This is a genomic window from Lysinibacillus sp. EB271-A1-10B (assembly GCF_058791335.1).
In genome coordinates, this window is record NZ_JBYTDL010000006.1 from 1 (window position 1) to 13095 (window position 13095).

9 protein-coding genes are annotated in these 13095 nt (G+C 39.1%); 4 read left to right on the forward strand and 5 right to left on the reverse strand.

Features of this window, described 5'->3' with window-relative positions; all coding sequences use genetic code 11:
* Positions 1-144: 144 nt before the first annotated feature.
* From pheT to AC3WSK_RS10475, 3 genes are all read right to left on the reverse strand, one after another.
* Positions 145-2562, reverse strand: a complete 2418-nt coding sequence (gene pheT / locus AC3WSK_RS10465) for a phenylalanine--tRNA ligase subunit beta (RefSeq protein WP_079563181.1) — start codon at positions 2560-2562, stop codon at positions 145-147.
* Between the two features lie 12 nt (positions 2563-2574).
* Complete coding sequence (pheS, locus tag AC3WSK_RS10470) at positions 2575-3612, reverse strand: phenylalanine--tRNA ligase subunit alpha (protein ID WP_079563182.1); 1038 nt, start codon at positions 3610-3612, stop codon at positions 2575-2577.
* Positions 3613-4803: 1191 nt separating this feature from the next.
* Positions 4804-5568, reverse strand: a complete 765-nt coding sequence (locus AC3WSK_RS10475) for a TrmH family RNA methyltransferase (RefSeq protein WP_079563183.1) — start codon at positions 5566-5568, stop codon at positions 4804-4806.
* 499 nt (positions 5569-6067) lie between these two features.
* Here AC3WSK_RS10475 and AC3WSK_RS10480 point away from each other — a divergent pair, with 499 nt between their 5' ends.
* The gene (locus tag AC3WSK_RS10480; protein ID WP_079563184.1) at positions 6068-6463 is read left to right on the forward strand and encodes a (deoxy)nucleoside triphosphate pyrophosphohydrolase; all 396 of its coding nucleotides are present in this window, start codon (positions 6068-6070) and stop codon (positions 6461-6463) included.
* A gap of 485 nt (positions 6464-6948) precedes the next feature.
* Here AC3WSK_RS10480 and AC3WSK_RS10485 read toward each other — a convergent pair whose 3' ends face one another.
* A complete protein-coding gene (locus AC3WSK_RS10485; RefSeq protein ID WP_492412923.1) occupies positions 6949-8298 on the reverse strand; it encodes an FAD-binding oxidoreductase in 1350 nt (449 codons plus the stop codon).
* Between the two features lie 168 nt (positions 8299-8466).
* On the opposite strand from AC3WSK_RS10485, the gene AC3WSK_RS10490 reads away from it, so the two are divergent.
* From AC3WSK_RS10490 to AC3WSK_RS10500, 3 genes are all read left to right on the forward strand, one after another.
* Positions 8467-9882 (forward strand): LysM peptidoglycan-binding domain-containing protein, encoded by a 1416-nt coding sequence (locus AC3WSK_RS10490; RefSeq protein ID WP_492412799.1) that lies wholly within the window; start codon positions 8467-8469, stop codon positions 9880-9882.
* 224 nt (positions 9883-10106) lie between these two features.
* Positions 10107-10268, forward strand: a complete 162-nt coding sequence (locus AC3WSK_RS10495; protein ID WP_197144730.1) for a YfhD family protein — start codon at positions 10107-10109, stop codon at positions 10266-10268.
* A gap of 13 nt (positions 10269-10281) precedes the next feature.
* Positions 10282-10473, forward strand: coding sequence for an H-type small acid-soluble spore protein (locus AC3WSK_RS10500; RefSeq protein ID WP_079563186.1), 192 nt, complete (start codon positions 10282-10284; stop codon positions 10471-10473).
* 338 nt (positions 10474-10811) lie between these two features.
* Here the strand turns inward: AC3WSK_RS10500 and AC3WSK_RS10505 are convergent, their stop codons facing one another.
* Complete coding sequence (locus AC3WSK_RS10505; protein ID WP_240518354.1) at positions 10812-12974, reverse strand: bifunctional diguanylate cyclase/phosphodiesterase; 2163 nt, start codon at positions 12972-12974, stop codon at positions 10812-10814.
* Positions 12975-13095: the final 121 nt, after the last annotated feature.

Genomic DNA, 13095 nt, shown 5'->3' on the forward strand with positions numbered 1-13095 from the left:
AGTATATATAAATCGGTGAATCTGTGCTTTTTTTATGCGTGGAATTGTGCGAATACCCCAAAAAATATTATAGAACCGCAGAAAGAAGTTAAACAAAACAAAAAGCTGCCTCATTACGAGACAGCTCACAAAAAAATAATTAATTTAGCGTACTTCTGTGCCTTCAATTGTTGCAATAGCTTTTAACACTTTATTATGTGCTGCAACAACCTCTTCATCTGTTAATGTACGTTCTGGATCGAAGTATGTTAGGGAGAATGCGACTGATTTTTTACCAGCTTCCATTTTTTCACCTTCATATACGTCGAATACACGAACGTCTTTCAATAATTTCACGCCTGCAGAACGAATCGCAGTAATAACCTCACCAGCAGTTGTTGCACGGTTCATGATAAGCGCAATATCACGAGACATTGCTGGGAAACGAGGCACTGGTGTATAGGCAAGAGGCGCTTCTTTTGCATTAGCATTTAATAATGTTACGAGATTCATCTCCATTACATATGTGTCTTTTACACCCCATGCTTTTTGTTCTGCTGGATGTAATCCACCGATAATACCGACTTGTTCACCATCAAAAAGAATGCTAGCAGTACGTCCTGGGTGTAACCCATCTACCTCAGCTTTCACAAATGAAATACGGTCCTCTAAACCAAGCTTACCGATAACACCTTCTACAATGCCTTTTAAGACGAAGAAATCTACTGCTTTTTTCTCACCCTGCCAAGCATGGTCAAGCCATTTTCCTGTTACTACTGCCGCCACATGCTCTTCCTCATATGGTAGCCCTTCTTCTGTTTGACCAAGGAATACTGAACCAATTTCATACAATGCCACATTGTCAGCCTTACGAGCAACATTATAAGCAGCCGCTTCAATTAAATGCGGGATAAGACTTTGACGTAGAGTTGAACGGTCCTCGCTCATTGGCATTAGTAAACGTGTTACTGGCTCAGCTTTCAATGCAAAGCGTTGTGACAATGCCTCTGAAGTTAATGAGTAAGTTACAGCTTGGTAAAGACCTGCGCCTTCCATATAATTACGAACTACACGACGATTCGCTTGATATGGTGTTAGACGGCCTACTTGGTTTGCTCCCTCTGGTAAAGTCAGCGGAATTTCATCATAGCCGTATAGACGAGCAATTTCCTCTACTATATCTTCTTCAATTTTAATATCTTGACGACGTGTTGGTGCATCAACGATTAGTAAACCATTTGCTGCTTCTACACCAAATTTAAGACGCTCTAAAATAGATAGCATATCTTCTAATGAAATTTTCATACCTAAACGTTCATTAATGAAATCTGGCGAAACGACAACACGTGCTGGTGATTTATCTAGTTCATCAACGATGCACGTTCCTTCTAACACTTCACCACCAGCTAATTCAGCTAGTAGCGCTGCAGCACGCTCTGCAGCAGGTAACACACGGTTAGGGTCTACACCCTTTTCAAAGCGAGCAGAAGCATCTGAACGAAGTCCAAGATGACGCGATGTTTGACGTACAGATAAGCCGTCGAAGTAAGCAGATTCGATTACAACAGTTGTTGTAGAATCATTTACTTCAGAGTTTGCACCGCCCATTACACCTGCGATAGCTACTGGCTCTTTGCCATTTGTAATGACTAAATCTGTAGCTTTTAATGTGCGTTCTTGCTCATCTAAAGTAGTAATTTTTTCGCCCTCTATTGCTTTACGCACTACGATTTCACCTGTTGCTAGGCTATCGTAGTCAAAGGCATGAAGCGGTTGACCGTATTCCATTAAAATGTAGTTCGTTACATCGACAACGTTATTATGCGGGCGTACACCTGCTGCCATTAAGCGATTTTGTAGCCACATAGGTGACTCTGCGATTTTTACGTTTTTCACAACTTTTGCTACATACATTGGGTTTGCTTGTAAATCTTCCACTCGAAGCTTTAACATGTCTTCAGCTTTTTCAGAAGATGTGTTGTAGGCGATTTCTGGATACTTCACTTCTTCAGATAGAATTGCGCCAACCTCGTACGCTACACCTAGCATTGACAATGCATCTGAGCGGTTTGGTGTTAGGCCAAGCTCTAATACTGTGTCACGTAGACCTAAAATAGCAAGGGCATCTGAACCAACCTCAGCATCGGCAGGCAGCACATAAATCCCTTCAGAATATGCTTTAGGTACAAGTTTACCTTCAATTCCTACCTCTTGTAATGAACAAATCATACCGTTTGATTCATGTCCACGAAGTTTTGCTTTTTTTATTTTAATGCCGCCTGGTAAATGTGCGCCTGGACGAGCGACAATTACTTTTTGACCAGCATCAACGTTTGGAGCACCACAAATAATTTGTTGTGGCTCAGCTTCACCAACATCCACTTGGCAAATATTTAATTTATCAGCTTCTGGATGTTTCTCTTTTGATACGACATAGCCGACAACAATTTTATCCATTCCGTTAGCACGGTCAATTACTGCATCTACTTCAATTCCAGAGCGCGTAATTTTTTCAGCTAACTGTTCAGGCGTTAAATCCTGTGCACTTACATAATCTTTTAACCATTCTAATGATACTAACATTATTTATCCTCCTTACGCCTCTGTTCGCTCAAATTGTGATAAGAAACGTGTGTCACTTGTATAGAAATGACGAATATCGTCGACACCATATTTCAACATTGCGATACGTTCAGCACCAATACCGAATGCAAAGCCTGATACTTTCTTCGGATCATAGCCAGCCATTTCAAGTACATTTGGATGCACCATACCAGCTCCTAAAATTTCAATCCAGCCTGTACCTTTACATACGTTACAGCCAGAACCACCACATTTGAAGCAAGAAATATCCATTTCAACAGATGGCTCTGTGAACGGGAAGAAGCTTGGGCGAAGTCGAATTTCGCGGTCTGCACCGAACATTTTTTTCGCTAATGTATCAAGAGTACCTTTAAGGTCACTCATGCGAATGTTTTCACCAATCACTAATCCTTCAATTTGCATGAATTGGTGAGAGTGTGTAGCATCATCGTTGTCACGACGGAATACTTTCCCTGGGCAAATAATGCGAATCGATTCACCTTTTTTCTCTTCCATTGTGCGAGCTTGCACAGGAGATGTATGCGTACGTAATAATATTTCCTCGGAAATATAAAACGAATCTTGCATATCACGAGCAGGGTGTCCCTTCGGTAAATTCAGCGCCTCGAAGTTATAATAATCCTTCTCCACTTCCGGACCTTCTGCAATTTCATAGCCCATACCGATAAATAAATCTTCAATTTCTTCAATAACGCGTGTTAAAGGATGACGATTCCCAACTTTAATTTCACGACCAGGTAAAGTGACATCAATCGACTCACTTGCTAATTTTTCAGCAATTGCCGCTTCCTCTAGTAAAGTAACCTTTTCCTCTAATACAGCAGTTACATTTTCACGAACTGTATTAACTAAGGCACCCATTTTAGGACGTTCCTCAGCTGATAATTTCCCCATCCCCTTTAATAAATCAGTGATAGGTCCTTTTTTTCCTAGATACGCTACTCGCACATCATTTAATTCCTTTAAATTTGCTGCCGCTTCAATTTTAGCAAGTGCTTCTTGCTCTAATTGTTTTAATTGCTCTTCCATGTAATAAACCCTCCTTGATTAAATCAATTTCGCCTTGGCGTAATTGTAGCTGTCGCTTCGCTTTCGCACAGAAAACATTTGTAGCTGTCGCTACAGATAAACAATGCGTCCGGATTTTGAATTGTGCCCAGGCCTGCACGAGGGCCGACACGATGTCGATCATTTCGGTAATGCCACAGGACGTGGCGTTTTAACCGATGCAGGTCAGTTAGCCGTTTTCGCAGGATGCGAAGATTTTTAGGCTAACATCCTTAAATGCATTCCTTTGAAAATCCGTGACACCCGCCGGAGGCTTTATCTTCATTCAATAGTTTTTTGGACACCAACTGAAAAGGAACCACATCCGCATTTATCTCACCACCTTCAAAGGTGGGAGCCTTCTGTAGCTGACGTTTCACTTTCGCTCAAAAAGATTTGCTGAATGAAGATTAATGCCGATACTTCGATGGCACAAAAAAACTCGCCCCTAAAAAAAGGGACGAGGACATATTCGCGGTACCACCCTAGTTATTGCAAGGCAAACTCCTCACAATCACTTCATTGACATAACGACTAGATTAAAGCCGGCAAACCTTTACAGCATTTCGCTGGTCCCGGTAGCTGCTCGCGAGATGAATTCAAAACTGCATTGGTACGGCGCTGGCTCTCAATCTCCGGCCTACGCTCCCTGTTGTCCATTCACAATCTTTACTACTTCCCGGTCAAAGCATTTAGTATTCATATATACATTTTACATGTGATTATACAATACTATACCAATTCAAATCAAGAGCCATGTGCCTATTGCATCAATAATAATGGTTCTAACGGCAATTTTTAGGCTCATCACTAAAAGTTGCAGATGACATTTGTGAAAACACATTCCATATATTAGTTGATTGGAGTGGAGACTGGGCGACTCATTGGGGATCAGCGATATAGAGGAACGAAGGCTAAAAACATCACGTCCTGTGATAACGCCTTCGTGACCAACATCCTGTTGCTGTCGCTACGTTGCACCCATGCTTTCGCGCAAAAGACATCTGTTGGCCCAAGACCCTGCAGCGTAGCGGATGTTTTCTGTGCGAAAGCGAAGCGGCAGCAACAAAGCGCCCCGTCGGAACGGAAATCAACCACACTTTATGGTGATGACCATCAATTTTAACGATTTCACCCTATTCTTGCAATTACAGTTGTGATTGCTTTTATTACCTACTTCACAAATCCATATAAAACGATTCCTGTTGCTACTGCTACATTTAAAGACTCTGCTTGTCCCAAAATTGGAATAATCATATTTTGATCTGTCATTGAAAGTAGTTGTGGTTGAATGCCACTACCTTCATTCCCCATCATGATAGCGAACGCACCAGTATGTTCAATATCACTATAGACAACTGCATCCTCATCTAAAGCAGTACCAAATACCGGCACATCATTATCTTGTAGCTGCTCAATCCATTCCTCTAAATCACCACGAAGGACAGGAATATGGAAATGTGATCCTTGTGCAGAACGAAGCGTTTTAGGGTTATATAGATCAGCACAGCCCTTGCCGAGAATTACTGCATCCAAACCAGCGGCATCAGCAGTACGAATCATCGTCCCAATATTTCCTGGATCTTGGACGGCATCAATTAGTAGTACCTTGCGCCATGAAGCCATTACATCATCTTTTAACAAAGGCTGCTTACAAACTGCAAATACACCTTGAGATGTCTCCGTTTCAGCAAACTCTTTGACAACAGCCGCAGTTACTTCTATTGTCGCTACATTATCTATCGGCCAAAGCATTGGTAAATCTACACCTTCACGTACAATTAGCTGCAGCACCTGCTCCTTATTTTTTAATGCTTCCTCCACTAAATGGAATCCCTCTACTATGAATTCTCCAGATCTTTCACGCTCTTTTCGCGTAGTTGCTAGTTTCTTCCAATATTTCACTAACGCATTTTGCGTAGATTCAATTTTTTTCATCGTTCCTCGTACCGCCTTTTTCCTATATAATGTTCATTATTATACAGTAGAAAACGACAATTACATAGTCATGCAAAAAACAGTTTATTGTTATTTCTCCGTTTACCAATTATCGGAAAAAAGCCCCCTATACGGTACGGAAATCAACCCCACGCTATGACGATGAGCTATACATGCTAATAAAATTGCCATCATCTGAATTTTGGAATGACATTTTGTTAAAACGTATACCATGTGAATAAGTTGATTGTAGTAGAGGATGGGCGGCTCATCGGATGCTCCTAGGAAGCTCTGCTCTGTGCGAAAGCGAAGCGGCAGCAACAACAAATGTTTTCTGTAGCGAAAGCAAAGCGGCAGCTACAAAGCGCCCAGCCGGAACGGAAATCAACCCCACGCTATGGAAATGAGCAAAATTATTCCCTACTAGATAATGGGGGAATTCAGTGATATATGTTATAATTTTCAATATTTTAAGAATGCACAGCGGGGATGAAAATAAATGAAAAAAAATGTACATGTAGTAGGTGCCATTATTGAAAATGAAAAGCATGAAATTTTTTGTGCGTTAAGAAATCCTAATATGGTACTAGCAAATTATTGGGAATTTCCTGGTGGTAAAATCGAAGAGGGAGAATCGCCTGAGCAAGCTTTAACTCGTGAAATATTAGAGGAATTTAATTGCTCTATACGGGTTGATAAAAAGGTTGAGGATACCATTTATGAATACGAAAAATTTATAGTACGCTTAGAAACATTTAAAGCATCGATTATACAAGGAGAGCCCGTTCTACTTGAACATACTGCCATTAGATGGGTTCCTCGACATGAACTTCTAAATCTTAATTTTGCACCTGCTGATATTCCAGCGATAAATAAAATACTTGCAGAAAAGTAAGTAGTGATAAAGTGAATTAATTCAATGGGATTTTCTTCATCTCCCACTGAGTAGTCGTCCTCATCAATCGGGCTTAAAAGAGCAGCAATGCTTGTTTAATCTCTGCATACTGCTCTTTTTTGACTTTCATATCAATTATGCCTCGGCATAATTGTGTCCGGAATCAGCTTTGTGCTTAGGCCTGCAGATGTTTTTTGTGCGAAAGCGCGGTGCTAACGTAGCGTCAGCAACACGAGGGCCGACACGATGTCGGTCATTTCGGTATTGCCATAGGACGTGGCGTTTTTACCGATGCAGGTCAGTTAGCCGCTATCGCATGGATGCGATGGTTTTCGGCTAACAACCCCTAAGAACTCCTTTCCGATTCCGTGACATCCGCCGGAGGCTTTGGGCCAACACGATGTTGGTCACTCAGTCGTTGCCATAGGACGTGGCGTTCTTAGATTGAGTTCCTCTATTTCAGCGGATGTTTTTGCTGAAAGAAGTTAAAGCCATTTTCTATTTGGTGGAATACTTTGAGGAAAATTAAATACATTAAACGGATCGTATTTTCCCTTTACTTCCCTAAGCATTCTAAGATTACGACCATAATAGGCAGTTGGCCAATCTTTTATAAAACGATCTGGGAAATTCACATAATCACCAGTAGTGAACGGTGAAAGAGCCCGCCTTAAATTCTCTACCCATTGAATATTTTTTTCTTCCTCTTTAGGCTTTTTCCACGAAGTAATATACTCCTGAGCAATTAAAGCATTTCTATAATAATAAGCTGTTCGACTTGATGCAATTTGACTTACTGCTCCTCTAAGCGATTGCTGCCAAATGGACGCATTTCTATTGGGTGCGTTAGATAAAAATTCTTTCATTTGTACAATGGCAGCATGAGGGAATGGCCTTTCAATAAAGGACCCTGATCTTTTACGAAGAGCTGGTTTATTGCCGCTCGGTAAGTCAAAAAATTCTACAGCTTTAATATACGGTACTTCCTTTATCCATATGCTCGTTGGTGAGCCTGTTTTTCTTATAGGTCGGAGTAGTTTCTTTAGCTCAGATGCTGTACCTATAAATTCACCTTGAGCTACAATTTCTCCAACTTCCTTTGATTTAAGCTCAATCTGTGAAGTCAAGCGTTCATCTGTATAGGGTGCCCATTTTTGCCATGCGTCAAAGGCTCGTTCAAAATCTTCCCATCCCCATGTAATGGAGAAAATCGATACGTTTGAAATAGGATGCAGTTTAAATGTAAGTGCTGTAACGATGCCAAAATTCCCACCGCCTCCGCCACAACTCGCCCAAAATAAATCACTATTTCTCTGCTTGTCAGCTTGGATTACTTCAGCCCCTTCATGACCACTTGCAACAACCATTTCAACTTCTAGCAGATTGTCGCATGTTAGCCCAAATGGACGAGATAGCATACCAATCCCTCCACCAAGCGCCAAACCAACAACCCCTACACTACCTTCAGTTCCTGCCGGGATTGTAAAACCATTTTCCCATAATACTCGATACACTTTTCCTAAATTAGCACCCGCTTCAATTCTCGCTGTCATATCTTTCTGGTTAATTGTTATTTCATTCATTTCACTAACATCTATAACAAGACCTTCATTTAGTAATGAATAATTTTCATAGTTATGTCTCCCACTTCTGATTCGAAATGGTTCGTTATTTTCTCTCGCCCATCTTAATGCATGGATAACGTCTTTCGCCTTTTGACAAAATACAATAATACTCGGAAATTTAGGATCATTTAAATTATTATTTGTTCTTGCTTGCTCATAGTCCGGATCTTTAGGGGTAACAATTCTTCCTGTGAGCTTTACTTTCTTCAACATACAGCTCCTCTCTCAAATGATGCATTGCATATGTTTTATCCTATGCATATCACTTCGAAAGAATATGAAGTTTGCAATTTTTATCACATAAAAATGAAAGATAAATGCTCATTCCCTTTATTCATACATATGATGCTATATTGAAACCACTAAGGAGGTGTCCTAATGATTATTCATGTGGTGAGCGCTGGTGAAACGCTTTGGCAAATTGCAAACAGCTATTCCGTACCTATCAATTCCATTATCCAATTAAACGCTTTATCTAATCCAAATCAATTAGTAATCGGACAATCACTCGTTATCCCTTCTCCTTACACAACCCATATTGTAAAAAGGGGTGATACCTTATGGTCAATCTCCCAACAATATGGGGTGTCTATGCAATCGATTATCACAGAAAACCATTTAACGAATCCAGATGTTTTAACACCTGGCACTAGACTAATTATTCCACCCACTACACATATTGTGCTACCAGGGGAGACTTTATCGCAAATTGCCACGCAATATGGAACGACTGTGCAAGCAATTGTTTTAGAAAATGAAATTTCAAATCCAAACATGATTTACGCTGGTACGCATTTGATTATCCCGAGAGCAAAGCCTTCCATTGAAGTAAATGCTTATACGTATGAAGAGCCTAAAGAAGCTGTGCAGTCGATAAACGCGGTTGGTCATCTACTAACTTATTTTAGCCCCTTTGCTTATATGGTGAAGGAGGATGGAACACTACAGCCTATAAAGGATAAAGAAATGATTGATGCTGCCATTGCCAAAAACGTCACTCCTATGCTGACACTTACGAATTTCTCTTCCACAGAAGCCGGTTCCAACTTATCACATGTTATTTTATCTAGTGCAGAATTAAGGAAAAAGGTCATCGACAACACTTTACAAGTGATGCAGGAAAAGGGCTATAAAGTTCTAAACGTCGATTTTGAAAACGTTCTTCCGGCAGATCGGGAAAATTATAACACTTTCCTCCAATTAGCTGTTGATACTCTTCATCCAAAAGGATTCCTAGTATCAACGGCACTTGCGCCAAAAACGAGTGCAACGCAGGCAGGCACTTTATATGAGGCACATGATTATGAAGCACACGGAAGAATTGCAGACTTTGTTATTTTGATGACATATGAGTGGGGATATCGACTTGGTCCACCACAAGCAATTTCACCTATTAACGAAATGAGAAAAGTTGTGGAATATGCATTATCAGTTATGCCTGCTGACAAAATATTTTTAGGCTTTCAAATTTATGCTCGCGATTGGCTTCTACCGCATGTTAAAGGTCAAGAGGCAGAAACATTTAGCTCCCAAGAAGCACTTAACAGAGCAAGAAAATATGGCGCAACCATTCAATATGATAGGACCGCACAGTCACCGTATTTCCGTTATGTCGATGAACAAGGTAGAAATCATGAGGTATGGTTTGAAGATGCTAGAAGTGCACAAGCTAAGTTTGACATGACGAAGCAATATAATCTTCGAGGTATAAGTTATTGGGCATTAGGTTTTCCTTTCCCTCAAAACTGGGCGCTATTAAATAATGATTTTTCCATTAAAAAAGTTTCATTATAAAACGTGGGGTGATTTCGCTAGACTAGATGCTTTCTAGAATGTCCGATGTGCGGTTTTACGAAGGTGTTATTATGACTTAGTTTGCGCATTTAAGGCTTTATTATTAACCCAAAAAGTTCTAAACATTTCTACAATAAATTCTTACCTTTCCCTATTTTTTCCCATGATAAAAAATCAAATCAAAGCCATATTAAGAAATATCAAAACGAAAGGAGAAACTAAACATGGGAAGAGACAATAAGCAAGGCCAAAGCGCTAACAAGGGGTCATTACCTCAAACACCAAAAAACCAAAAAATAGCACCAAACAAAGTTAGTGAAGAATTTTCTCAAGAGTTTATGAACCTGATTAATACGGTTACTAAAGAAGGTAAGACAAAAAAATAAGGGGGGGCTTCAATTGGATTTTGAACGTGCACAAGAAATTGTCGCCTCACCAAAAGAATATGAAGTAAGCTATAATGGCGTATCAATCTGGATTGACAAGCTTCACGATGATGGTAAAACAGCAACTGTTCATTTACGGCGTTCTTTAGAGGAACGATCCGAAGTGGACATAGGAGAATTAAAAGAAGAATACCTCGCACATTAAATAAAAAAACTGCTTACTTTCAATGATGAAATTGAAGTAAGCAGTTTTTATGTTGAGAAAAACTATTTCAATGAATTAAGGCAAGTATCCTATCTAAAAAAGTATTGTAATTCGGTAAAATGAGTGTTTATTCTGGCATGTCATCCCCATTTCTATCCGTCGTTTTGGCGGTTCTATCCACGAATTTGGCTGTTCTATCCACGATTTCAGGGGTTCTATCCACGATTTTGGCGGTTCTATCCACGATTTCGAGGGTTCTATCCACGATTTTGGCGGTTCTTTCCGTCGCTCTGGCTCTTCTTCCCGTCGCTCTATTTCCCGCCTCTATAAGCCTAACTTTATATTACGAAATCCTCTTCATATTTAAACTCTTTTAAAACATCTCTTGCTCGACTATGTAATTCGTGAAAGTTATTGGATATCTCTTCTGCGGAAATCGGCTTACTAAATAAATAGCCCTGAATATAATCGCAGCCACCGGCTATGAGGAAAGCAAGCTGCTCCACTTCTTCAATTCCTTCGGCAACAACCTTTAATCTTAAATGCTTTGCCATGGATAAAATCATAGAAACGAGCGCTTCATCATTTGGATTATGTTGAATATTTCGTACGAAAGCCCGGTCAATTTTCAAACAATCAATCGGAAAATCTTTTAAATATGAAAGCGACGAATACCCTGTCCCAAAGTCATCAACAGCGATTTGGATACCGATTTCCTTTAATTCATGAAGTAGCTGCGTAATTTGATCGATGTTCATCGTCATACTTTCCGTAATTTCTAATTGTAAGTATTTTGGTTCTAATTTTGTACATTGTAAAATTTCTTGTACCATATGCACTAAGTCTTGCTGGAATAATTGTCCGATAGATAAATTTACGGCAACCTTCATCGGTGGCAAACCTTGCTCCCTCCATATTTTTGCTTGAGCGCACGCCGTCTCTAAAATCCATTTCCCTAAAGGAATAATTAGGCCAGATTCTTCTGCAATGGGGATAAACAACTCAGGTGAAACAAATCCGCGAGTTGGATGACGCCAACGTACTAGTGCTTCTACAGAGTCAATATTACCCGTTTTTAAATTTACTTGTGGCTGAAAATCTAAGTAAAATTCTTCATTAGCTAATGCTTTATGGAGCTCTTGTTCAAGCAATAGACGATCAGCAAGACCATTTGACATATCCGGCTTATAAAAGAGAACTCTTTGAGGTATTTGGCTCGCTTCTCTCATTGCTAACTGAGCATGCATTAAAAGCTCTTCACCTGAGCAATTTTCTTCACGCGGGGCAATTCCAATATTAAGATTACCGGTGAGTGTGAATAGTTGTACTTGCAATGGTCTTTTCATAGCGCTCTTCAAATTCAAGCAAAATTGTACTAACTCCTCTCTCGTCTTCACATGATTAATATAAATAATAAACTGCCCTTCAAGAAGCTTTGTTGCAAAATAATGAGGTGGTAATATAGCTTGAATTCTCTCTGCTACAAGCTTCATCATGGTATTAGAATAATTAATACCTATAGATGAGCGGATAGCGGCAAGGCGATCAATCTCAATCGCAATGATTGCTTTTTGACGACTATTGTCTTGTAAATCCTCTTTTAAAGTTTTCAATAATAAATGTTCATTTGGAAGCTTTGTAATGTCATCGTGAAAAGCTTGAAAATGAAGCTCCTGCTGCGAATACTCAAGATCTCGCTTTATTTTTAGAAGTTGCTGAAATGGTTTTTCAACAGTTGTATAGTAAATGGCTTTTAGGAAAAAGAAGAATGCAAAAAATTGATAAATTAATGCTGAAAGGCCCCAAATTGATTTCAAATCTTTGATGAACGCAAAGAAAATATCACTAATAATTAAATACATTGCTGCGCTAATAAGCCACATAACTCGTTTAGGCAACTCTTTTTTATACTTACTTAAAATCACTATCGTTACACCTTGTAAGACAGCAGACAATAAATGAACAATAGCGCTTGCTTCCAGTAACAATTGTTCTTCGAGTAAAAAATATTTTGAAGAGAGATACACTAGAAAAAGACTCAGTAGTACAAATAATAAGGAACTGCTATATGTATAATTACGATCTTTCATCGTTAAGCGTTTTTTTCGCTTTAATATAATAAAGAGAAAACCGATTGATAAGCATAAACGCATTATTAAATCCAACCATATTTCCAAATATAGTGTTTCAGCCATTGGATATTGAGCCAATGCCAAGTTCACTAATTCAAACAAGGCGATGATAAAAAATAAATTACCTATGTATAATGTTTGATTCGATAATAAATGCGAAAAAACGAGCCACGATTGAATAGCGATTGCCATTGTAAATACAATAATTAGTACTTGTATAATCAAGTTCAAACAAATATAACTTTCTTCGTTAAAAGAACCAAGTACTTGATTACTTAAACCTAACAATGGTAACACTAGCAATAGTGGCAATACTATATACCAAATCTCTTTCTGTTTTATCTCAAATTGATTCAACCTATTCTCCAACAGAAACCCTCCATACCAATATATATCAAATTAGATAGGTAATATGTTCTATCCAAAGGAAATATAAAATTAAAAATTGTATTTTTCTTTGACTTCTTACAAATCATAGCATTTTTATTGG